We start from the raw sequence: 21,263 nt of genomic DNA, 5'->3' as shown, positions 1-21,263 counted from the left end.
CATGGCCGCTGCGTCCCGCGTCCTCCTCCCCGGCCTCGTCGCCGCCGCGCTCGCGGCCGCGACGGCGCCCGGCTGTCACTCGTCCGGCTGCCGCGACAGCGACTACGCCTGCGCCGCGCTGGCCGACACCCACACCAGCGGCGAGCCGGAGACGACCACCACCGAGACGACCACGACGACGACGACGCCGCCGACGACGTCGACCGAGCCGACCAGCACGACCGAGCCGCCGCCGACCTGCGGCGACGGGGTGGTCGCCGGCGACGAGGAGTGCGACGACGGCAACGCCGACGACCTCGACGCCTGCAAGTCGGACTGCACGTCGACCGCCTGCGGCGACGGGGTGGTCCAGGCCGGCGAGGAGTGCGACGACGGCAACACCGACGACACCGACGCGTGCGTCGGCACGTGCCGGTGGGCCCGCTGCGGCGACGGCTTCATCCACGCCGCCAACGAGGTGTGCGACGCCGGCCCGGCCAACGACAACCAGGCCTACGAGGGCTGCACCACCGGCTGCGTCCCCGGGCCCCGCTGCGGCGACGCGATCGTCAACGGCGACGAGGACTGCGACGACAACAACACCGACGAGACCGACGGCTGCATGTCGTCGTGCGTCGAGGCGAAGAGCTGCCTGCAGATCAAGCAGGCGCTGCCCGCGGCGAGCACCGGCCAGTACCGCATCTGGCCCGAGGCGCTGGCCGGCGAGCAGAGCGTCGACGTGTGGTGCGACATGGACAGCGACGGCGGCGGCTACACCTTCCTCAAGGTCGACACCGAGTTCGGGCTCGAGAGCGACAAGGGGGCCAAGAAGGCCGAGGAGATGTGCAAGAAGTACGGCATGCACCTGATCGTCACGCGCACGCCGGCGCACGTGATGTCGGCGTACACGGTCGCGACCACGAACAACGTCGCCCCGGTCGGCGGCGGGGTCGTGCCCGCGGGCGTCGACTACCTGGCGATCCTGGCGATCTATCCCACGGAAGTGGGGGCCACCTGCGACGGCGGAGCCCTCAACTCGACCGACTGCCCCGGCTGGCGCGCCGGCGACGACCAGGCCTACTGGGTCACCGACACCGCCTACGACGATCAGCCCGACGCCGACCACTGCGCCGGCTGCTCGATGATCTACAAGTGGAACCCCGACGGCACCGCCAAGAGCTACACGACCGTGAGCTTCGGCGAGGGCGCGAGCAGCTACCGCTTCCTCTGCGACGTCGGCGACAAGCACCCGTGAGCCCGCGGCCGGCCGGCCGATGGCCGTGAGTCGACGACGCGCCCGCGGGGGCGGGCGAGGCTACAGCGCGCGCGGAAGTCGTGCCATAACCGCGGCCATGATGATCCTCGCGCACCGCGGCGCCAGCGATGCCTACCTCGAGAACACGCTGCCCGCGTTCCTCCACGCGCTGGAGCGCGGCGCCGACGGCGTCGAGCTCGACGTGCAGCTGTCCCGCGACGGTGAGGTGGTCGTGTTCCACGACCCCGACCTGATCCGCCTGGCGGGCCGGCAGCAGCGGATCGAGCACACCACGTGGGACGAGCTGGCGCAGGTGCAGCTCCATCGCAACCAGCGGATCCCCCGGCTCGCCGACCTGCTCGCCGCGTACCCGACCGACCGCTGGCTCAACGTCGAGCTCAAGGCCGGCGGCCCGGCGGTGGCCCAGAAGACCGTCGCCCTGCTGGCCGGCCGCCCGAAGGTGATCCTGTCGAGCTTCGACCCGCGCCTGCTGCTGGCCGCCCGCGCGGCCGGCAGCGCCTACGAGCACGCGCTGCTGCTCGCGGCCCAGAGCCCGCCGTTCCTCCACGTCGGCGGGGCCCAGGCGTTCGGCTGCGGCGCGGTCCACCTCGACCACCGCCTCACCACCGCCGCCACCGTCGCCCGCTACCACGCCCAGGGGCTGGTCGTCGGCGTGTGGACCGTCAACGGCCTGCTGCGCAAGCAAGAGGTCGCCGCCTGGGGCGTCGACCGCATCATCACCGACTGTCCGTAAGGACATGCTCCCGGGGACATGGCTTCATGCGCATGGCGTGAAGGTCACCCGACCCGCGCCGGTCGCTCGGTGTAGACCTGCTCGGCCAGGTGGAGCGGGAACTGGCGGACCGACAGCAGGTGGCGCGCCGCCCCGAGCGGGCTCTTGGGCAGCTTGCTGAAGTATCGCATGGCCCGCGGCAGCTCGCCGAAGGTGCGCTCGAGGACGCGGAAGCGGTCGTCGTCGAGGATGTTCTCGCGCACCAGCGAGGCGGTCATCGGCTGGCGGCGCCGGAACTCGCGCACGTAGGCGAGCAGGCGGGCGTGGTACTCGGGGTCCTCGACGGTGGCGAGGATCGAGGCGGCGCGCGGGTGGGTGCCGCCGAGGATCGCCACGATCTGCTCCTCCATCGCGTGCAGGCCGTCGGGGAAGGACTCGAGCAGCTGCAGGTCGTAGTCGGGGTTGGCGTGGACGACCTGCAGGACGTGGCCGATGATCGTGTCGCGCGCGCTGTTGAGGCCGGTCGGGTCGATCAGCGACGCCGGGTCGTCGAGGAAGCGCAGCAGGGTGTGAAAATAGAAGTTGATGCCCTTCGACCGGTAATAGTCGGCCGCGCAGGGGACGATGAAGAAGCGCAGCATGTCGATGGCCCCGACGATCCGCTGGATCCGCGTCGGGATCTCGTCGACCCACCCGAGCTCCTTGAGGCGCTGCAGCCGCGGCACCACCTGCCGCTCGTCGCCGTAGCTGCGCAGCGCCAGGGCCAGGTTGAGGAGCTTGCGGCGCCGCGTCGGACCGTCGCCCATCGCCCGGCGGAGAAGCGTAAAAGGTGGCTCTCGAAGACGGGAAGTGGTTGTCTCGGGTCGCGGAGGGGGCTCGGTCGCTCGCATGGCCATGTTTCTCTGGAACGTGAGGGCGAGACGGCAGGTGTGCAAGATCGTTCGCAGCGCCCGGAGTTCGACTTGGGTCACACCTCGCGAGGCGCTGTCTCTGCCGTGCTAGCCTGGCTCTGGTGAAGCTTCGTGAGGCGCGCCGGCGCTTGCCCGTGGTGGAGTCGTTGCCGCCGGGTCGCGGTCGCCGCGTGCTGCCGCCGCCGCGGGGCGCGGTGCAGCGGCCGGCGCTGGCGGTCTGGGAGTTCACGCGCGCCTGTGACCAGCGCTGCAAGGCTTGCGGTCCCCGTGCGGGTGTCGCGCGGCCGGACGAGCTGACGACCGACGAGGCACTGCGGCTGGTCGACGAGCTGGCCGAGCTCGGCGTCGGCGAGGTGGCGCTGATCGGCGGCGAGGCCTACCTGCGCGCGGATGTCCTTTGGGTCATCCGCCGGATCCGCGAGCGCGGGATGAGCTGCTCGCTGACCACCGGCGGGCTCGGGCTGACGCAGACGCGCGCCGAGGCGCTGGTCGAGGCCGGGTTGCAGCTGGTGTCGGTGTCGATCGACGGGCTCGAGGCCAGCCACGACGCGCTGCGCGGGACGCCGGGCGGCTGGCGCCGCTGCTTCGAGGCGCTGGCCCACAGCCGCCGGGCCGGGGCGCGGATCGCCGCCAACACCCAGATCAACCGCCTGACCTGGCGCGAGCTGCTGCCGCTGTGCGACCTGCTGGCCGACGCCGGGGCCGAGGTGTGGCAGATGTTCCTGACGATGCCGCACGGCAACGCGGCCGACCACCCGGAGCTGCTGCTGCAACCATTCGAGCTGCTCGAGCTGTTCCCCGAGCTCGAGCGGGTGATCGCCCGCTGCGCGGCGCGCAGGATCAGGTTCTGGCCCGGCAACAACCTCGGCTACTTCGGCCCGCTCGAGGGCAAGCTGCGGCGCCTGCAGCAGGAGGACGGGCACTACAAGGGCTGCTCGGCCGGGCGCACGGGGCTCGGGATCGAGGCCGACGGGACCATCAAGTCGTGCCCGAGCGTCGGCGGGGCGGTCAACGCCGGCGGCAACTGGCGCGACCACGGCCTCCGCGCCCTGTGGGAGCGGGCGCCGGAGATCCGCTACGTCGAGCAGCGCGGCCTCGATTCGTTGTGGGGCTACTGCCGCGAATGCTACTACGCCGACACCTGCATGGGCGGCTGCACGGCGATGAGCGAGCCGCTGCTCGGCCGGCCGGGCAACAACCCGTATTGTCACCACCGCGCGCTCGAGATGGACCGCATGGGCCTGCGCGAGCGCGTCGAGCAGGTCGCGGGCGCGGACGATCAGGCGTTCGCGCACGGGCTGTTCCGCGTGGTGCGCGAGCCGAAGGCCGCGGGCGCGGGGCCGGTGACGATCGAGGGGCCGCGCACCGGGCGAGAGGCGGCGTTCTTCGGCCCGGGGGCGCCGCTCGCGGTCGCGGGCGCAGACGAGCCGTGAGGCGGGAGCCGGGCGGCCTCGACAGGAGATGACCTCGGGGACAGCTCGTTCGGGGTCCTCCCCTGAAGGGCGGCTTCGGCAGGAGCTGTCCCCGGGGACAGCTCCTTCGAGGTCGTCATGAACAGCGAGCCGGCGGCCTCGACAGGAGATGTCCTCGGAGACATGTCCGCCGCGTCACGGCGCGGGCGGGAGGGCGCTGGCGAGCGCGACGGGGCGCTTCGGCTCGCCGAACACGCCGCCGGGGATCAGCAGGACCCGATGCGTGCCCAACAATTCGCGGGCGTCGCCGTCGACGCCGACGAGGTAGCCGCGGTCGAAGGAGAACGGCGCGAGGCCGCGGGCGCGCAGGTCGGCGACGAGCCGCAGGCGGCGCTCGTCGATCGCGGCCGCCAGCGCGGCGGGGAGCCCGGCGTGTTCGGCGAGCAGCCGGGCGGCGAGCCACAGGTCGGCCTGCGGCGGGGCGGCGGCGCGAAACACCGGACCGAGGTGGTCGAAGTCGCGGGGCGGCAGGTGGGCGACGCCGAACACCCGCGGGTACAGCCAGCCCTTCGACAGCGAATCGAGGTAGAGCACCTGGCCGCTGGCGAGCAGCTCGAGCGTGGCCGGGCGCAGGCGCTGGCCGAAGGTGTAGACGCCGTCGAGGACGAGGCGGCGGTGCGGATCGCGGCCGAGCCAGGCGAGCAGGGCGGCGCGCTCGTCGGCGGCGAGGAAGCGGCCGTGCAGCTTGAGCGGATCGGGCAACACGAGCGCGGCGACCTCGGCCCGGGTGGCGCGCTCGAGCACGTCGTGGATGGCGAGATCGGGGAAGGTGGGCACGCCGACCGTGGCCACCCCGGCGGCGCGCGCGAGGTCCCAGTAGACGGGGTAGACGTCGGTCGGCAGGGCGAGGCGCCGGCCGGCGGCCGCCATGTGGGCGAACAGGAGGGAGAGCGCGTGGCGGACGCCGGCGCAGATCATGGCCCCGCGCGCGGCAGTCGGCGGCAGGCCGCGCAGCTCGCACCAGGCGCGCGCGAGGTCGCAGCGATGCACGGTGCGCGGCGGTGAGGCGCGCTCCAGCGGCGGACGGAGGTCGGCGAAGGCGGCGGAGATCCGCGTCTCGCAGGCCCGCAGGACGTCGGGCTCGTGCACGCCGCCGCTCCAGGCGAGGAACTCCTGGAAGTTCATGCCGCGGCCTCGTCGAGGGTGATCGCGCTGGCCCGATCCTCAAGCGAGACGAGGCAGGTGTGATCGGCCATGACGTTCCAGCTGCGCGCGAGGCCGTGGGTGCGCTCCCAGAACAGGCTCGGCTCGGTGTAGGCGGCGACGCGCAACGGGCCGCCGGCGAGCTCGCCGGCGTAGACCGGCGCCCCCCACGGGAGGCGCGCGCACTCGCCGAAGCCGCGGGTGCGGGCCCACTCGTGGACGCGCGACAGCGGGACCTGATGATCGGCGCTGTACTGATTGGCGGCCAGCGAGTGATAGACCGATTCGCGGCTGGTGGAGACGTAGAGCTCCTTGAAGCAGACCTCGTGGGCGCCGCGGGCGACGGCCCATTGCACATAGGCGTCGATGTCGGCCATTGATTCGACGCCGCCGCGCTGCAGCACGCAGACGAGGCGCGTGCGCAGCGACGAGCCGCGCGCGGCCTCGAGGACGCGCTCGGTGTGCGTCTCGAGGTTCATGTGCGCGGCGTTGACGGCCTCGTCCCAGTGGTGACGCGAGACGGCCAGCACGCCGAGGCCCGCGTCCGCGAGGTCGGCGATGAAGGCCCGCCGCTCGCCCGCGTCGTCCCCGGCGAGCCGCACGCCGTTGGTGATCAGCACGACCTTGGCGAAGAACTCGCGGCAGGCGCCGACGAGCCCGAGCAGGCGGTCGCGCGCGAGCAGGGTCGGCTCGCCGCCGCCGGTGATGACGGCCCGCTCGGCGCCGCGACGGCGGGCCGCGGCGAGCCAGCGCCTGGCGAGCCCGAGGTCGAGGCGACCGCCGGCCTGCTCCGCGGAGGCGGAGGCCTCGGAGAAGCAGAACGGGCAGCTGGCCTGGCAACCGCGCGCGATCGGGAGGAAGGAGATCGATCGGGGCGTGATCTGCCGGTAGGGCGCGAAGCGGGCGGCGTGCAAGGCGAGCGCGCGCGCGCTGGCGTCTTCGAGCGGGATGGCGGCGCCGAGCTGACCGTCGCCGTCGATGGCGAACACCCGCTGGACCGGCAAATCGCCCGAGAGCCACACGCGCCCGAGGCCGTTGCGCTCGTTGACGCGCAGCTCGCCGGCCGGCAGCCGCGCCTCGAGGGCGACCAGCGCGTCGCCGGGCAAGGCCAGCCGCGCGAGCAGGCCTCTGGCCTTGCGCACGCCGATCGCCAGCTCGTCGGCGGCGAGGACATGCACGACGTCGGGATAGGTGCTCTCGGGGATCAGCGATTTGCGGTAGCGCCGCTGGTACTTGTCGAAGCCGCGCGCGAAATTGCTGAGCGTGACGACGTGATACACCGTCGCCCGGGGGGAGGCGCTGTCCATGACCGGCGGCAATCTACCACGACGCTCGCAGGCCGGCAGCCGCGCGCAGTCCGCGAGGACCGCGCGAATTTTTGCCCCGAGCGGGCATTCGCGCGACCGCCCGGAACGACGTGAACCGGCGAGCGCCGACCTGCCGCGTGGCCATCTCTGGTGCCACGATTCGCCGGATCACAGCGAGGCGAGGAGCAAGCAGGCGGCGATCCACAGGCCGCCGGCGAACATCCACAGCGTGCAATAGCCGATGATGTCGCGGGCGCGTACGCCGGTGATCGCCAGCAGCGGGACGGCCCAGAACGGCTGGAGCATGTTGGTCCATTGATCGCCGTAGGCGATCGCCAGCATCGCGTGGGTCCGATCGACGCCGCGCTCGAGCGCGGCGCTCATGACGATCGGCCCCTGCACCGCCCACTGCCCGCCGCCCGAGGGGATGAAGAGGTTGAGGAAGCCGGCCGAGACGAAGGTGAGGGTGGTGAACACGCGCGGGTCGGCGGCGGCGAACAGGCCGGCCAGCGCCGCCGCCAGGCCGGTGCCCTTCATGACGCCCATGATCCCGCCGTAGAGCGGGAACAGCAGCAGGATGCCGGCGGAGGCCCGGGCGCCCGCGTCGCAGGCGCGCACGAACGCGTCCGGCCGGCCGTGCAGGACCAGCGCGAGCACCCACAGCGCGAGGTTGATGGCGTTGAGGTCGAGGGCGGGGCCGGCGGCGTCGCCGACGGCGAACGCCAGCGCGGCGGCGGCCGGCAGCGCCAGCGCCCACACGACCAGCGGCGAGCGCTCGAGCCGGTCGAGGCCGGTAGTGGTCGAAGGGGCATGTTCTTCCGGACCTGTCGCCGAAGGCATGTCCTCTGGAGCATGTCCTGAAGGCGGGGCCGGCTGCGGGTCGGGGTCGGCGCCGGCGGCCGGGGTGAGGGCCATGAACACGAGCGGGGCGAGCAGCCACAGGCCGCCGGTGACGGCGAGGTTGAGGCCGCCGAGCAGGCTGTCGGACAGGGCGATCGGGCCGACGCGGGCGGCGAGCTCGGGGCCGAGCACCTCGGTGAGGTCGGCGAGGGTGGTGGCCTTGAGCGGGGCGGTGCCGGACAGGCCGCCGTGCCAGACCATCATGCCGGCGTAGCCGGCGGCGCACAGCAGCGGGTAGTGCAGGGCGAGCCCGCGCCGCCGGGCCTCGTCGCCAGCTGTCCTGGCGAACATGGCCCCGCAGACAAGTCCCAAAGACCAGTTGAAGAGGCAGAGGGTGCAGGAGACGAACGCGACCAGGCCGACGAGCCGGCGCGGGCCGGCGGCCAGGCGGGCGAGGGCCTCCAGGCCGCGGCGCACCGGCGGGGCGGCGGCGAGGGCGGTGCCGAGGGTCAGCATCAGCGCCATCTGCCCGGCGAAGGCCAGCAGCGACCACAGACCGCCGGGGGCGCTCCACAGCCGCAGGGCGCGGACGAGGCCGCCGGCGCCGTCGCCGACCGCGAGGGCGCCGGCGACGAGGGTGACGAGCGTCATGCCGACCGCGACGACGAACGGGTCGGGCGTGAAGCGACCGAAGCCGCGTCGCACGGCGAGCCCGAGGCGGACGAGCGGAGGGAGGCGACGCACCGCAGACGATGGTAGCCGGGGGCGGCGATTTGTGGGACGACGGGCGGTCGGCCTCGGGGCGCGGCGCAGCGAGGGAGCGGCGCACGGGATGCCGGCCGCAAGAACCCCGGGAACCGCCGCGGCGGCCCGTGCGGCGCAGGGGGCGACGGGCACGACGCTCGCGCCCGCCGCCGCCGAGCGAGCGGGCGGCAGCGACGGGCCCGCGGAGGACGGCGCCGACACGGTATGCCGGCCGTGCGGGCATCGAGCTGCCGCCGCTGCTGTCGCTGCCGAACGATCGCGGCGCCTGGCCCCGCGCCCGCTTCGCCGCCTTCGCGGCGGCGCCCGGGCTCACGGCGTGAACCGTGGTCCGAGGCGGGTGCGCGCCCGGACAGGGCCTGAAGAGCATGCTTTTAGGGGCATGTCCCGAAAGGCATGTTCTTCAGGGCATGTTCGATCTGCTCGCCGCCCCCAGGCTCGTGGCACCTCCAGGTCACCGCGAGCCGCAGTCCCTGATACATGGGCATGTCTTGAAGGACCGCTGCTCACGCGGGCGCGGCGACGGCCTGGCACAGCGGGCAGGCGCGGGCGGCGTGGGGCTCGTCGCGGCGGTGGAGGTCGAGCACGGCGCGGGAGATCTCGGCCAGCTCGCGCCGGACTTCGCGGCGGGCGCCCTTGACCCGGGCGATCTGCATGTCGTCGTAGCCGGTGGTCTGGTGGCGCATCCAGGCGATGACGGCGGCGCGGGCCCGTTCCTCGACGGGGATCCGCTCGGTGCGGGCGACGGTGCCGCTGCCGACCGGGGTGGCGTGGGCGGTGACGCGGGCGGCGACGGCCCGCGCGAGCGCGTCCCAGCGCGGGGCGAAGCGCAGGAACTCGAGCACGGCCTGCTCGAAGGTCCCGACGTAGGCGGCCTGGGTCCGCTCGCGGCGGGCGCCGTCGGCGGCCCGCTTCTTGGCGTAGGCCTCGGTCGAGCGCTCGGTCTCGAGGGCGGCGCGCAGCGACTCGATCGTCGCGGCGGGCGCCCACAGGCCCCTGGAGAACAGCTTGCGGCCCTTCTTCTCGACCACGGCCCACGACGGGCCGGCCAGCTTGACGCGCCGCGTCAGGGCAGCGTCGCCCGGCGGCAGGCAGGCCCAGCCGGGCGGCGGGGACAGACGGCGGCCGTCGGGGGCGACGAAGACCCGCGGGTCCGCGGTCGGGGCGAGGGTCAGCGACTCGCTCATGGTGCGGCGGACTGTGCCAACCCGCGCGCGGACCGGTCAAGACCTGCGGCGCCGGCGGCGGCGGGGCCGCGACAGCGTCGAGCGTGCGGCTGCGAGGTGCGGCGGCGGCGAGGCGAGGCGAGGCTCGCACGTTCGGCTGTCTCCAAAGACATGTTGCGCGCACGCTGGCGATCGCGGGTCCCGGCGACGCAGGAGCCCGGGGTCGCTGCGCCGGGCGGTGCGCGAGGAGGACGCCGCGCGCGACGAAGCGAGCGTCCAGACGACGCGCGTCGCCCCGGCTCCGTCACCGTCGGCCTGGCTCACGCGCCGACCAGCGGCTCGATGCGGGCGCGCAGGTCGGCCGGCAGCTCGACCGGGCGGCGGAAGGTCGGGCGGCGCGGGTCGAGGTCCATGACGACGGACACGGTGGCGCCGGTGAGGCGGACGGGCGACTGGGGGTCGCCGTGCGTGCGCACGCGGTAGGCGAAGCGGATCGAGGTGCGGCCGAGGCCGACGACGCGCTGTTCGACCGCGATCTCGTCGCCGAAGGCGCACGGGATGGCGAAGTCGGCCTCGGTGTGGACGGCGGGGAAGCCGAGGCCGCGGCCGCGGATCATCTCGGCGTAGGGCAGGCCCAGCACCTCGTCGAACCACGTCTCCATCGCCTCGTGGAAGAAGTGGAAGAAGCGCGGGAAGTAGACGATGCCGGCGGGATCGCAGTCGCCGAAGCCGACGCGGACGCGGTGGACGTGCACAGGATCGGGTATAAGCCCGGGCATGCCTCACGTCGAATACCACGCCGAGGGCGGCGTCGCCCAGCTCACGCTCAACGTCCCGCCCGCCAACTGCTACTCGTACGCGATGATGCAGGACCTCGACGCGGCGATCCTGCGCGCCCGCTTCGACGCCGAGGCGCACGTGATCGTGGTCGTCGGCGCGGGCGAGAAGTTCTTCTGCGCCGGCGCCGACATCCGCATGCTCAAGGGCGCCGACCCGACGTTCAAGTACAACTTCTGCCTGCACGCCAACGAGACGATCGCGCGGCTCGAGCAGACGCCGAAGCTGGTGATCGCGGCGCTCAACGGCCATTGCGTCGGCGGCGGCCTCGAGATCGCGCTGGCCGCCGACATCCGGATCGCCCGCCGCGGCGCCGGTCAGTGCGGCCTGCCCGAGGTGGCGCTCGGGGTGCTCCCAGGGACGGGCGGCACGCAGCGACTGACGCGCCTGATCGGCAAGTCGGCGGCGATCGAGCTGATGGCCGAGGGCCGGACGATGGACTTCGACGAGGCGCACAAGCTCGGCATCGTCAACAAGGTGTTCGACGCCCCGAGCGCCGCCGACTTCGTCGGTCAGGTCCGCGAGTACGCCAAGCGCTTCGTGCCGCCGGCCAAGGCGTCGCTGGCGGTCGGCCTGCTCAAGCGCGCCTGTCAGACCGGCGGCGAGCTCGGCCTGCTCGACGGGCTGGCGCTCGAGCGCGAGCTGCAGCAGCGACTGTTCCAGAGCAGCGACGCGACCGAGGGGCTGGCGGCGTACGTGGAGAAGCGGACGCCGAACTTCACCGGGCGCTGAACCGGGCGCCCGGGTCCGCGCGCGCGGGCGCCCGCGTCCGCGCGCTCGTCGATCGCGGAGCGTCGGCGCTCGCGTTCACCTGTCCAAAGAGCCAGGTCACCCGCGCCGCCGCTCCGCCGGCATGACCTAGGTGTTGGGCTCGTTACGGTTGCCGCGCGCGGGCGGCCACTCGATGCCGAGCTTGATGATCCGCCGCTTCAAGGCGTGACGGGTGATGCCCAGCAGGTCCGCAGCGCCGACGATGTTGCCGGCGGTGTTGAGCGCCTCGGAGCACAGGCGCCGCTCCGCGGTCTCGAGGTTCAGGTCTTCAAGGATGAGCTGCGGCAATTTCCTCTCTCCGGTGTGTCAGGGCCTATACCACCCTGGCTTGCGCTCTTGGAGATCAAGGTCGCGCACGCGGCAGCGAGGCTCGTCACCCGAACGGCGCGTCGATCGAACCGGCCCGCGGGCCGAATACCTCGGGCTCCCCCTCGGTGATGGCGACGATGTCCTCGAGGCGGACGCCGAGCTCACCAATCAAGTAGACACCTGGCTCGTCGGACATGGTCATCCCGGGTCGCAGCAGGTCCTGGTTGCCGCGCACGAGGTAGGGGTCCTCGTGGGTCTGCAGGCCGATGCCGTGGCCGAGGCGATGCGTGAAGTTGCCGTAGTCGGCGGCGTAGCCGGCCGCGGCGACCGCCGCGCGCGCCGCAGCGTCGGCCGCCTCGCACGTGCGACCCGGCCGCAGCTCGGCGAGCGCGGCCGTCTGGGCGCGATGGACGGCCTGCCACGCGCGCGCCCCCGCCGATGAGACAGGTCCGAAAGGCCATGTCCGGGTGACGTCGGACTGATAGCCGTGGAGCGCCCCGCCGGCGTCGACGAGCACGAGCTCACCGCGAGCGAGCCGCTTCTCGCCCTGGGTGCCGTGGGGGAACGAGGCGTTGGCGCCGAACAGCGCCAAAACCCACGTGTCCGTCAGGCCAGCTGCGGTCTGGGCGGCATGCACGAGTCCGGCGAGCTCACCTTCGGACATGCCCTCGGAGACATGCGCGGAAACGGCCCTCAGCGCGGCCTTTGTGGCCTCGTTGGCGCGGCGGAGGAGCGCGAGTTCGCTCGCGCTCTTGATCGAGCGACAGCCGCGGAGCACCGGCGTGGCCGGAGCGATCTCGACCTCGCAGGCCGCGCGCGCGCCGTCGACGATGAAAGCGCGCGTCCATGGATCGACGCCGAGCTTGCCGCGCTCGACCCCTGCCGCCCGCAACGCCTCCGCCAGCTTCGCGTACGGCGATTCGTGCTCGTGCCACAGGTGCTGCGCGAGCGCGTCGCCGGCCCGCTCGCGCAAGGTCCGGGCCTCGAACGCGGGCGCGATCAAGGCCGCGTCGCCGCGCGCCGGCAGCAGGTACAGCATCGGCCGCTCGCTCCGCCCCCAGCGGACGCCGGCGAAGTAGAGCAGCGAGTCACCTGGCTCGAGGAGCATGGCCGAAAAGCCATGCTCCTGCATGAGCCCCTGGGCCCGCTCGCGCCGGCGCGCCCGCTCGTCGTCGCCGATCGGGGCGACGCCGTCGCAGAAGCCGGCCAGCGCGGCGAAGCGCGCGTCGACCGGCGGCGCGGTCGATGAGGGCGGGACGCGAGCGGAACGACATGACCCAAGAGACAGAGCGGCGAGCGTGCCGGTGACGAACGCGCGACGATGCACGCGTCGACTATAGCCCCCGGCCCGCGGGCGCGCGCGCCGACAGCAGGCGGTCGAAGCGTAATCTTCTTCAGATCACGCACACCACCTACGATCACCGAACCTCGCGGGCGCCGCGGGCGACAACACCGCTCTTGTCCCCAAAGGTCGGGGCCCGATCTCCGCGCCCCCAGCGTAGAACGACAAGAGGCGGCTCCTCGCCCGCAGCGCCCGCGAGGCCTCTTCGGGCTCGATGAGGACGGTCGCCACGAGCGCCGCGCGCGGCCGCGACGCTCGGCAAGCTCCGCCGCGTATCGGCCTCGACGTCGAACTTGCGGCGCCGCGGCCTCAGGGTTTGCGGGCCTGGGGGTGTTCGTCGTACCAGGTGCGGATCGACTCCTGGGTGAGCTCGACGACGAGGTCGGCGGTGCCGACCTTGACCTGGCAGCCGAGGCGGCTGTAGGGGCGGACGTCGAAGCCCATGTCGAGGCGGTCGCTCTCGGCGTCGGACATCTCGGGCAGGGTGGCGAGGCCCTGGCGGACGTAGCAGTGGCACGACGAGCAGGCGCACACGCCTCCGCAGGCGGAGCCCATCATGATGTCGTGGCGCTCGGCGACGTCGAGGAGGGTCTCGCCGGGCGCGGCCTCGACGACCTTGGTGCCATGGGGGCCGATGAAGGTGACGTTCGGCATGCGTTCTCAGGGCTCTTCGGGTTCGAGCAGCTCGGGGGTGTGGCCGGCGCGCTTCTCTTGCAGCGCGTCCTCGTCGGCCAGCGCGCGCTCGATGTCGTGGAGGCTCTTGCCGGCCATGCCGGCGTTCAACGCCCGCTCCATGCGGCGGCGGGCGAACGGCTCGCTGACCTTCTCGAGCGCCGTGCGGGCGCGGTTCAGCGGGTCGGCGGCGGCGTCGGGGTCGGCCATGGCGGCGTCGGCGGCGGCCAGCGCGGCCTCGAGGCCGGCGCGCTCGTCGTCGGGCAAGAGCTCGCGCAGGTGGCCGACCTCGGCGACGGCGGTCCGCAGGGCCAGGACGACCCGGCCGAGCTCGACGCGCGCCTCGGCGGCGTTGCGGCGGGCGTAGTCGTCGCCGGCGTGGTCGAGGCTCTCCATCACCAGGCGGTCGACTTCCTCCTCGGACAGGCCGTAGGTCGGCTTGACCTCGACCGACTGGCGCACGCCGGTCATCAGCTCGCGCGCCGACACGGTGAGGAGGGCGTCGGCGTCGAGCTGGAAGGTGACCTCGACGCGGGCCATCGACGGCGGCAGCCGGGGGATGCCCTTGAGGTCGAAGCGGGCCAGGCTGCGGCAGTCGCGGGCCAGCTCGCGCTCGCCCTGGACCACGTGGATGACCATGCCGGTCTGGTGCTCGGCGTAGTTGGTGAACACCTGGCGCGCGGCGATCGGGATCGTCGCGTTGCGCGGGATGATCTTCTCGACGATCCCGCCCATCGTCTCGAGGCCGAGCGAGAGCGGGACGACGTCGAGCAGCGTGACGCCCTCGCGCGCGGAGCCGCTGAGGATGTCGGCCTGGATCGCCGCGCCCCAGGCGACGACCTCGTCGGGGTCGATGTCGGCCAGCGGCGGGCGCTTGAAGGTCTCGGCCACGAGCTCGCGGATCTTCGGCACCCGCGTCGAGCCGCCGACCAAAACCACGCCGTCGAGCTCCGGCGCGCGCAGGCCGGCGTCCTTGAGCGCCTGGCGGCAGGCGCGGAGGGTCCGCTGGGCCAGCGGCTCGATCAGCGCCTCGAATTCGGCGCGCGTGACCTCGAGCTCGGGCAGGCCGGGCAGGGCGACGCGCGTGGCCGTCGCCTCGGTCAGGCGCTCCTTGGCGGCGCGGGCGGCCAGGCGGGCGGCGTCGAGCTGGTTGCGCGTCGGCTCGCCGACACCTGACCTTTGGAGCAGCCGAGCCGCGAGCGCGCGGTCGAAGTCGTCGCCGCCGAGGGCGCTGTCGCCCCCGGTCGCCAGCACCTGGAACACGCCCTTGTGCAGGCGGAGGAGCGAGATGTCGAAGGTGCCGCCGCCGAGGTCGTAGACGGCGAACAGGCCCTCGCCGCCGCGGTCGAGGCCGTAGGCGAGGGCGGCCGCGGTCGGCTCGGCGAGCAGGCGGTAGACCTGCAGGCCGGCGATCCGCCCGGCGTCGCGGGTGGCCTGGCGCTGGGCGTCGTCGAAGTAGGCCGGCACGGTGATCACCGCGCCGTCGCACGGCTCGCCCAGCTCGGCCTCGGCGCGCAGCTTGAGCTCGCGCAAGATCGCCGCCGAGACCTCCGTCGGGGTGACGCGCCGCGACGCAGAGTCCGCCTGCGAGCCGACCGGCGCGCCCACGTCGATGCGCAGGAGGCCGGGTGTCTCTTCGGACAGGTGATACGGGTGGGCGAAGTCGATGTCGGCCAGGCCGCGGCCCATCAGCCGCTTGACGCTGCTCAGCACCTGCGACGGGTGCTCGGCCTGCAGCGCCTGGGCGGCGCGGCCGACCAGCGGTGGGTCGGTGGTGTAGGCGACCACCGAGGGGACCAGGCCGCTGCCCGAGCTGTCCCGAAGGACACGTGGGGCGGCGCCGTGGGGGGCGAGGGCGACGAGGCTGTTGGTGGTCCCGAGGTCGATGCCGATCCCGCGGCCGGGGCGGCGCTGGGCGCGGCGCTGGTCGGTCGGCTCGGCGATCTGGAACAGCGCGCCGGTGTCGTGGATGGAGACGCTGGTCATGGGGCGCTGCTGTCGGTCTCGTCGAGGAAGCGCTGGAAGTAGCGGCGGGCCACCAGGTGCTCGGCGGCGCGGCGGACCTCGCCGGCGTCGAGGGCTTCGACCGCGGCGTCGAGGGCGGCGTCGCAGCGGGCCTCGACGTCGTCGCGCAGGGCGGCGACGCCGTCGGGGCCGCCGTCCTCGAGGCGCTCGCGCAGGTCGATCATCTCGAGCAGGAAGGCCTGGGTCGGGTGCGGGGCGCCGCGCTCGGGGTCGGTGCTGTCGAGGTCGATGCCGCCGAGCTTGACCAGGGCCTCGGCGCGCAGGACCGGGTCGCGCAGGACCCGGTAGGCGGCGTTGACGGCGCTGGCGCGCTCGACCGCGGCGCGGCGGGCCGCGGTGCCGTCGCCGACGACGTTGTCGGGGTGGGCCGCCCGCGACAGCTCGAGGTAACGCTGCTCGATCGCGTCGCGTGAGGCGGCGTGCCGGCGCGGCAGGTCGAACAGGGCGAAGGGGTCGGTGTCGGCGGACATGGCCGGATGGTCGGAGAGAACAGGTCCGAAAAGACAGGCCCGTTCAGACAGGGCCGATGGAACAGGGCCGATCGAACAGGCCCGAACGGGCAGGTAAACGCCGCGGGCGGGCGGCCGGCTAGAAGGACACCGACTCGCCGCAGCCGCACGAGTCCTTGGTGTTGGGGTTCTTGAACTTGAACCCGTGGCCGCGGATGCCGGTCTCGAAGTCGACCTCGGTGCCGTCGAGGTAGAACAGGCTCTTGGGGTCGACGACGACGCGCACGCCGTCCTGCTCGACGACCAGGTCGTTCGGCCGCGGCGGCTTGTCCTCGAACTCGAACAGGTAGGAGTAGCCGGTACAGCCGCCGCCGCGGATGCCGAGGCGGATGCACGCCTGCGGGGTGCCGCGGCGAGCGAGCTGGTCGCGCATGACCTTGGCGGCGCGCGAGGTGACGGTGAGGCTGGGCATGACGGTCAGTGCTGGGGCTCGCCCTCGGCGGCGGGCGCGGCGCCTTGCTTCTGCTGGAAGTCGCGGATCGCGGCCTTGATCGCGTCCTCGGCGAGGACGGAGCAGTGGATCTTCACCGGCGGCAGCGACAGCTCCTCGGCGATCTGGCTGTTCTTGATCTGCATGGCCTGGTCGACGCTCATGCCCTTGACCCACTCGGTGACGAGGCTCGAGCTGGCGATCGCCGAGCCGCAGCCGTAGGTCTTGAACTTGGCGTCGGTGATGACGCCGTTCTCGACCTTGATCTGGAGCTTCATGACGTCGCCGCAGGCGGGCGCGCCGACGATGCCGGTGCCGACGCTCTGGTCGCCCTTGTCGAGGCTGCCGACGTTGCGCGGGTGCTCGTAGTGGTCGATGACTTTGTTGCTGTACGCCATGGCGGTTCTCTTCGCGGGACCCAGGGGGGCCGGGTAGGGATTTGGGCCCGGAGGCCCGAGAAGTCAATCAGTGCGGGGTCCACTCGATGGTGCGCAGGTCGATGCCCTCCTGCACCATCTCCCACAGCGGGGACATGTCGCGCAGGCGAGCGACCTCGCGCTGGATGAGGTCGGCGACGAAGTCGAGCTCCTCGCGGGTCGTGAACCGGCCGATCGTGATGCGCAGGCTCGAGTGCGCCAGCTCGTCGTCGAGGCCCATGGCCCGCAGGACGTAGCTGGGCTCGAGGCTGGCCGAGGTGCAGGCCGAGCCCGAGGAGACGGCGATGTCCTTGAGTCCCATGAGCAGGCTCTCGCCCTCGACGTAGGCGAAGCTGATGTTGAGGGTTCCCGGCAGGCGGTGCTCGAGCGAACCGTTGACGATCGCGTGCGGGATCTCCGTGACCAGGCGCCGGCGCAGGTGCTCGCGCAGCTCGAACACGCGGGCCGACTCGCTGGCCAGCTCCTCGCGGGCCAGCTTGGCGGCGTAGCCGAAGCCGACGATGCCCGGGACGTTGAGGGTGCCCGAGCGGGTGCCGCGCTCGTGGCCGCCGCCGTGGATCTGCGGGGCGAGCCGGACGCGCGGCTTGCGGCGGCGGATGTAGAGCGCGCCGACGCCCTTCGGCCCGTAGAGCTTGTGGGCGCTGAGGCTGGCGAGGTCGATGTTCATCGCCTCGACGTCGACCGGGATCTTGCCGAACGCCTGCACGGCGTCGGTGTGGAACAGGACCCCGGCGGCCCGGCAGGCGGCGCCGATCTCGGTGATCGGGTGGAGCACGCCGGTCTCGTTGTTGGCGATCATCAGCGAGACGAGCGCGGTGTCGGGCCGGATCGCCGCGGCGACCTGCTCCGGCGTGACGCGGCCGTCCTGCGCGACCGGCAAGTAGGTGACCTCGCAGCCGTGGCGCTCGAGGTGCTTGCAGGTGTCGAGGACCGCCTTGTGCTCGGTGACGGCGGTGACGATGTGCTTCTTGCCGGCCTCGGCGAGGTACTCGACGACGCCCTTGATCGCGAGGTTGTTCGACTCGGTGGCGCCGCTCGTGAAGGTGATCTCCTTCGGGTCGGCGTTGAGCGAGGTGGCGATCTCGCGGCGCGCCGCCTCGACGGCCTCCTCGGCCTGCCAGCCGAACACGTGCGTGCGGCTGGCGGCGTTGCCGAAGCGGTCGCCGAAGTACGGCAACATGGCCTCGAGGACACGCGGGTCCACGGGGCAGGTCGCGGCGTAGTCGAGGTAGATCGGGCGCTTGATGTCGGTCATGGGAAGGTCCCCTCGGCGTCGGTGGGGGCGGCGGTTCGCTCGACGGGGCGGGCGGCGAACTCGCCGGTCCGCGCGGCCAGCTCGGGGCCGGATGTCCGCGGGGACAGGTCGGAAGCGGATGTCCGCGGGGACAGGTCGGATGTCCGCGGGGACAGGTCGGCGGCTCGGCCGCCGGCGGTCGCGGTCTCGATCGCGCACGGCCGTGGCGCCGGCTCGGGCCCCGGCTTGCGGTGGATGCCGACCACCAGCGACGGGGTCGGCTCGTCGCTGCGGCGCTCGCTGATGCAGTTGGTGCAGGCGTCGGGCTTGGCAGGCTCCTGGCAGAGGCGGCAACCCTCGAGGTAGGCGAGACTTTCGGACAGGTCGCGCTCGAGCTGCAAGAGCCGGGTGACCTGCGCCCGCGTGTCTTCGAGCTTGCCCCGGAACAGCTCGCGCACGCTGTTCATCGCCTCGGGCGCGGTCTGCGAGGCGGCGACCGTGTGCAGCAGGCTCTGGATCTGCGGCAGGCTGAAGCCGATGTCCTGGAGCTTGGTGATCCAGTAGACCCGCGCGACCTCGTCGGGACCGTAGAGGCGGAAGCCGCCCTCGGTCCGGGCGCTCGGGACGAGCAGACCCATCTCCTCGTAAAGGTGCAGGGCCCGCGGGGTCTTGCCGGTCTTGCGCGCGAGCTCGCCGATCTTGATCCGGCCGGGCCGCGTCACGCCGGCCGTCGATGCGAGCGTAGGCTTGGCTTCGCTGATGCTCATGAGGCCCTCAACCTGTTCCGTCGGGGAGGAAAGTATCTCTTACGTACACGTAAGAGTTGAGGCGGTGGACAAAAACTGACACGCGCGCGCTTCACTGTCAACCGCCGTTCCCTGCGAGGAAACGCCGGTAAAAAGGCCAAGGGCGACCGCGGAATGGCCGGGGCCGGTCCGTGATCGCCCGAGGTCTCAAACCACAAGCTTACGTGCAGGTGCGGGTCCGGCGAAGTTCGGCGCGGACTCGCGCGCGCTCCGCCGTCACTCCTGGCGGCCGACGCGCTTGGGCGGCACCCGCGGCTCCGCCTTCGACGCGTCGATCTTGAGCCCGCCGGTCTTGGGGGTCTCGGTCTTCGGGGTCTCGGTCTTGGGGGTCTCGGTCTTCGGGGTCTCGGTCTTCGGAGTCTCGGTCTTCGGGGTCTCGGTCTTCGGAGTTTCGGCCTTCTTCTCCTCGGCCTTCTTCTCCTCCTCGGCCTTCTTCTCCTCGGCCTTCTTCTCCTCGGCCGGGGTTTCGGCCACGACCGGCGGCGGCGCGTCGACGCCGGGGGCGTTGCGGACGAACAGGGCGGCGGTGCCGGCCGCGATCACCAGCGCCGGCGCCGAGCCGCCGATCAGCGCGCCCGCGCCACCCTGGCCGGCGCGGGTCTGGTAGGCGGCGAGCCGCGGCGAGCCGGGGTACTTGGCGGCGAGGTCGGCGAAGGCCTTGGCGGGGTCGGCGCTGGCCGCCGCGGCGAGGGCCGCCTTGCCCTCCTCGTCGGTGGTGTTGCCGATCGCCTGCACGGCGAAGTGCATCACGCCGGTGTTCTGGTGCTCGCTGATCCAGATGGTCGTGCTCGACAGCGGAGCGACCACGTTCAGCGCCGAGCGGGCGGTGCTCGAGGAGTAACCGGGCATGCCGGCGAGGGCGCCGTCGAGGAGCTTGAGCAGCTCGGGGCTCTGCAGGCCGTCGAGCGGGACGTGGGTGACGAAGCCGACCTCGCCGGCGCGCAGCGAGGCGGCCAGGGCCGGGGGCAGCGCGGCGATGGTGGCCTCGCTGTTGGCGGCGGCCTTGACCAGGCCGACCTTGGTGGCGTCGGCGCCGACGACCGCGGCGAGGGTGCCCTCGGCCGGGAACACCCAGGCGTCGAGCGACAGGCCCAGCTGGTCGGCCAGCGCCTTGGCCTGCGGGACGCCGCTGGCGCCGAAGTGCAGCGCCTTGATCTTGTCGGCCCCGACGGTGACGTTCTCGGCCTTGAAGGAGATTTTGCTGCCGGGGACGTCGGGGATCGGCTTGTTGTGGATCATCGGGCCGCCGAACGCGACCGCGAGGTCGGCCAGCGGGGCCAGCGAGCTGGTGTCGCTGAAGCCGAAGCGGGCCTGCAGGGCCGCCGGGGCGGCGCTGCCGCCGAACAGGACCTCGCCGGTGAAGGCGCCGACGGTGGCGCTGAACGGCGGGGGCACCTCGTTCAGGCCCTTCTTCTTGAGCTCGTCGAGGTCGAACTTCATCCACATGAAGCCGGTGCCGGCCGGGGCGAACTTCAGCAGGTCGGCCTGGCCCGGGGCGAGGGTGGCGACCAAGTCCTTGGCGTCCGGCGGGGCGCTGACGTGGAAGGTCGCGCCGCCGGCGGGCTTGTCGAGGCCGAAGTGGACGTCGCCGTCGGCCGCGTAGCCGAACAGGGCCAGGTCGTCGATCGCCAGCGCCGGCAGGGCGGTGTTGAGGCGGGTGCGCGCGGCCTTGCCGTCGCCGGGCTTGTAGGCGGCGAGGGTGGGCTGGTCCTTGGCGCAGGTGACGTAGCCGGGCCGGCCGGCGGTGGCCTGACACTCGGCGGTGGCGGCGTCGGGGATCTTCAGCGCCGCGAGCAGGCCCTTGGCGGCCTCGGCGCTGCTGGCCGAGAAGGTGATCACGGTGTCGTCGCCGTTCAGCGTGGTGCTGGTGACGACGATGCCGCGCGCGAGGTCGGTGCCGGCCTTGGCCAGCGCGTCCTTGGCGTCGGCGACGCCGTGCTTGAACAGGGCGAAGCTCTCGGTCAGCCGCGAGGTCTTGTCGGGCGACGTGGCGCTGACGAGCGTGGTGAGCGGCTGCTCGAAGGTGCTCGCGGCGGTCTCGGCCAGCGACAGCAGCGCGTCCGGGGACTTGAAGACGACGTACGAGGAGGCTCCGTCGTGGACGAGGCCGAGCAGCTCGTCCACGGACGCCGGCCCGGTCGGGGCGGGTGGCGCGACTGCCGCCGGGGCGGGCGGCGCCTTGCTGTCGGCTGGAGCCTCGGCCTTGGTGTCGGCGGCCTTCTCTTCGCCTCCCATGCTGAGCGCGGAAGACACTTGATTGCACGCGACGAGCAGCACCAGCGTGCTCAGAGGGAGGGACAGGCGGGGGTTCGACATGCGGCGG

At 72.9% G+C, this 21,263-nt stretch carries 20 protein-coding genes; 4 read left to right on the top strand and 16 right to left on the bottom strand.

What is annotated here, in order from left to right; translation table 11 throughout:
• The first annotated feature begins 1 nt into the window (after position 1).
• Together NAEX_RS06560 and NAEX_RS06555 are read left to right on the top strand one after the other, a co-directional pair.
• Positions 2-1,234: a DUF4215 domain-containing protein gene (locus NAEX_RS06560; RefSeq protein ID WP_096326656.1), complete on the top strand. Its 1,233-nt coding sequence runs from the start codon at positions 2-4 to the stop codon at positions 1,232-1,234.
• Positions 1,235-1,331: 97 nt separating this feature from the next.
• Complete coding sequence (locus tag NAEX_RS06555; protein ID WP_170135511.1) at positions 1,332-1,988, top strand: glycerophosphodiester phosphodiesterase; 657 nt, start codon at positions 1,332-1,334, stop codon at positions 1,986-1,988.
• A 44-nt stretch (positions 1,989-2,032) separates the two neighbouring features.
• On the opposite strand, the gene NAEX_RS06550 is transcribed toward NAEX_RS06555, so the two are convergent.
• Positions 2,033-2,773: a hypothetical protein gene (locus NAEX_RS06550; protein WP_096326654.1), complete on the bottom strand. Its 741-nt coding sequence runs from the start codon at positions 2,771-2,773 to the stop codon at positions 2,033-2,035.
• Positions 2,774-2,979: 206 nt separating this feature from the next.
• Here NAEX_RS06550 and NAEX_RS06545 point away from each other — a divergent pair, with 206 nt between their 5' ends.
• Complete coding sequence (locus tag NAEX_RS06545; RefSeq protein ID WP_096326653.1) at positions 2,980-4,311, top strand: radical SAM/SPASM domain-containing protein; 1,332 nt, start codon at positions 2,980-2,982, stop codon at positions 4,309-4,311.
• 174 nt (positions 4,312-4,485) lie between these two features.
• Here NAEX_RS06545 and NAEX_RS06540 read toward each other — a convergent pair whose 3' ends face one another.
• The 5 genes from NAEX_RS06540 to NAEX_RS06520 form a co-directional block, all read right to left on the bottom strand.
• A complete protein-coding gene (locus NAEX_RS06540) occupies positions 4,486-5,475 on the bottom strand; it encodes a PLP-dependent aminotransferase family protein (RefSeq protein WP_096326652.1) in 990 nt (329 codons plus the stop codon).
• Positions 5,472-6,800, bottom strand: a complete 1,329-nt coding sequence (locus NAEX_RS06535; protein ID WP_096326651.1) for a radical SAM protein — start codon at positions 6,798-6,800, stop codon at positions 5,472-5,474. The genes NAEX_RS06540 and NAEX_RS06535 overlap by 4 nt, the downstream gene beginning before the upstream one ends.
• Before the next feature lie 168 nt (positions 6,801-6,968).
• On the bottom strand, positions 6,969-8,384 hold the full coding sequence (locus NAEX_RS06530; RefSeq protein ID WP_170135510.1) for a TIGR00366 family protein: 1,416 nt from the start codon (positions 8,382-8,384) through the stop codon (positions 6,969-6,971).
• Between the two features lie 524 nt (positions 8,385-8,908).
• On the bottom strand, positions 8,909-9,589 hold the full coding sequence (locus NAEX_RS06525; protein ID WP_096326649.1) for a DUF2293 domain-containing protein: 681 nt from the start codon (positions 9,587-9,589) through the stop codon (positions 8,909-8,911).
• Positions 9,590-9,888: 299 nt separating this feature from the next.
• Positions 9,889-10,323 carry an acyl-CoA thioesterase gene (locus NAEX_RS06520; protein ID WP_170135509.1) on the bottom strand — a complete coding sequence of 145 codons (435 nt, stop codon included), beginning with the start codon at positions 10,321-10,323 and terminating at the stop codon, positions 9,889-9,891.
• A gap of 22 nt (positions 10,324-10,345) precedes the next feature.
• Between NAEX_RS06520 and NAEX_RS06515 the strand changes: the two genes are divergently transcribed.
• Positions 10,346-11,137, top strand: coding sequence for an enoyl-CoA hydratase/isomerase family protein (locus tag NAEX_RS06515; RefSeq protein WP_096326647.1), 792 nt, complete (start codon positions 10,346-10,348; stop codon positions 11,135-11,137).
• 126 nt (positions 11,138-11,263) lie between these two features.
• On the opposite strand, the gene NAEX_RS06510 is transcribed toward NAEX_RS06515, so the two are convergent.
• From NAEX_RS06510 to NAEX_RS06465, 10 genes are all read right to left on the bottom strand, one after another.
• Positions 11,264-11,464, bottom strand: coding sequence for a helix-turn-helix domain-containing protein (locus tag NAEX_RS06510; RefSeq protein ID WP_096326646.1), 201 nt, complete (start codon positions 11,462-11,464; stop codon positions 11,264-11,266).
• A gap of 85 nt (positions 11,465-11,549) precedes the next feature.
• The gene (locus NAEX_RS06505; protein WP_096326645.1) at positions 11,550-12,812 is read right to left on the bottom strand and encodes a M24 family metallopeptidase; all 1,263 of its coding nucleotides are present in this window, start codon (positions 12,810-12,812) and stop codon (positions 11,550-11,552) included.
• Positions 12,813-13,136: 324 nt separating this feature from the next.
• Positions 13,137-13,481 carry a 2Fe-2S iron-sulfur cluster-binding protein gene (locus NAEX_RS06500; protein WP_096326644.1) on the bottom strand — a complete coding sequence of 115 codons (345 nt, stop codon included), beginning with the start codon at positions 13,479-13,481 and terminating at the stop codon, positions 13,137-13,139.
• Between the two features lie 6 nt (positions 13,482-13,487).
• Positions 13,488-15,485, bottom strand: coding sequence for a Fe-S protein assembly chaperone HscA (hscA, locus tag NAEX_RS06495; protein ID WP_096326643.1), 1,998 nt, complete (start codon positions 15,483-15,485; stop codon positions 13,488-13,490).
• Positions 15,482-15,994 (bottom strand): Fe-S protein assembly co-chaperone HscB, encoded by a 513-nt coding sequence (hscB, locus tag NAEX_RS06490; protein ID WP_096326642.1) that lies wholly within the window; start codon positions 15,992-15,994, stop codon positions 15,482-15,484. Before hscB ends, hscA begins: the two co-directional genes overlap by 4 nt.
• A 118-nt stretch (positions 15,995-16,112) precedes the next feature.
• Positions 16,113-16,445, bottom strand: a complete 333-nt coding sequence (locus NAEX_RS06485; protein WP_096326641.1) for a HesB/IscA family protein — start codon at positions 16,443-16,445, stop codon at positions 16,113-16,115.
• 5 nt (positions 16,446-16,450) lie between these two features.
• The gene (gene iscU, locus NAEX_RS06480; RefSeq protein WP_096326640.1) at positions 16,451-16,861 is read right to left on the bottom strand and encodes a Fe-S cluster assembly scaffold IscU; all 411 of its coding nucleotides are present in this window, start codon (positions 16,859-16,861) and stop codon (positions 16,451-16,453) included.
• Between the two features lie 67 nt (positions 16,862-16,928).
• Positions 16,929-18,146, bottom strand: a complete 1,218-nt coding sequence (locus tag NAEX_RS06475) for an IscS subfamily cysteine desulfurase (protein WP_170136521.1) — start codon at positions 18,144-18,146, stop codon at positions 16,929-16,931.
• A gap of 5 nt (positions 18,147-18,151) precedes the next feature.
• On the bottom strand, positions 18,152-18,901 hold the full coding sequence (locus NAEX_RS06470) for a MerR family transcriptional regulator (RefSeq protein WP_096326638.1): 750 nt from the start codon (positions 18,899-18,901) through the stop codon (positions 18,152-18,154).
• A gap of 255 nt (positions 18,902-19,156) precedes the next feature.
• Positions 19,157-21,256, bottom strand: a complete 2,100-nt coding sequence (locus NAEX_RS06465) for a hypothetical protein (protein WP_096326637.1) — start codon at positions 21,254-21,256, stop codon at positions 19,157-19,159.
• Between the last annotated feature and the right edge of the window lie 7 nt (positions 21,257-21,263).

The sequence above is a fragment of the Nannocystis exedens genome, from assembly GCF_002343915.1.
Lineage (GTDB): Bacteria > Myxococcota_A > Polyangia > Nannocystales > Nannocystaceae > Nannocystis > Nannocystis exedens.
Note: the sequence above shows the minus strand (reverse complement) of the source record. Positions and strands in the feature narration are given on the sequence as shown.

Bases quoted from the DNA above. Each gene is read 5' to 3' on its own strand.
- NAEX_RS06470 (WP_096326638.1), bottom strand. From the start codon at position 18,901: ATGAGCATCAGCGAAGCCAAGCCTACGCTCGCATCGACGGCCGGCGTG.
- hscA (WP_096326643.1), bottom strand. From the start codon at position 15,485: ATGACCAGCGTCTCCATCCACGACACCGGCGCGCTGTTCCAGATCGCC.
- NAEX_RS06515 (WP_096326647.1), top strand. From the start codon at position 10,346: ATGCCTCACGTCGAATACCACGCCGAGGGCGGCGTCGCCCAGCTCACG.
- iscU (WP_096326640.1), bottom strand. From the start codon at position 16,861: ATGGCGTACAGCAACAAAGTCATCGACCACTACGAGCACCCGCGCAAC.
- hscB (WP_096326642.1), bottom strand. From the start codon at position 15,994: ATGTCCGCCGACACCGACCCCTTCGCCCTGTTCGACCTGCCGCGCCGG.
- NAEX_RS06540 (WP_096326652.1), bottom strand. From the start codon at position 5,475: ATGAACTTCCAGGAGTTCCTCGCCTGGAGCGGCGGCGTGCACGAGCCC.
- NAEX_RS06500 (WP_096326644.1), bottom strand. From the start codon at position 13,481: ATGCCGAACGTCACCTTCATCGGCCCCCATGGCACCAAGGTCGTCGAG.
- NAEX_RS06525 (WP_096326649.1), bottom strand. From the start codon at position 9,589: ATGAGCGAGTCGCTGACCCTCGCCCCGACCGCGGACCCGCGGGTCTTC.
- NAEX_RS06465 (WP_096326637.1), bottom strand. From the start codon at position 21,256: ATGTCGAACCCCCGCCTGTCCCTCCCTCTGAGCACGCTGGTGCTGCTC.
- NAEX_RS06560 (WP_096326656.1), top strand. From the start codon at position 2: ATGGCCGCTGCGTCCCGCGTCCTCCTCCCCGGCCTCGTCGCCGCCGCG.
- NAEX_RS06485 (WP_096326641.1), bottom strand. From the start codon at position 16,445: ATGCCCAGCCTCACCGTCACCTCGCGCGCCGCCAAGGTCATGCGCGAC.
- NAEX_RS06535 (WP_096326651.1), bottom strand. From the start codon at position 6,800: ATGGACAGCGCCTCCCCCCGGGCGACGGTGTATCACGTCGTCACGCTC.
- NAEX_RS06550 (WP_096326654.1), bottom strand. From the start codon at position 2,773: ATGGGCGACGGTCCGACGCGGCGCCGCAAGCTCCTCAACCTGGCCCTG.
- NAEX_RS06555 (WP_170135511.1), top strand. From the start codon at position 1,332: ATGATGATCCTCGCGCACCGCGGCGCCAGCGATGCCTACCTCGAGAAC.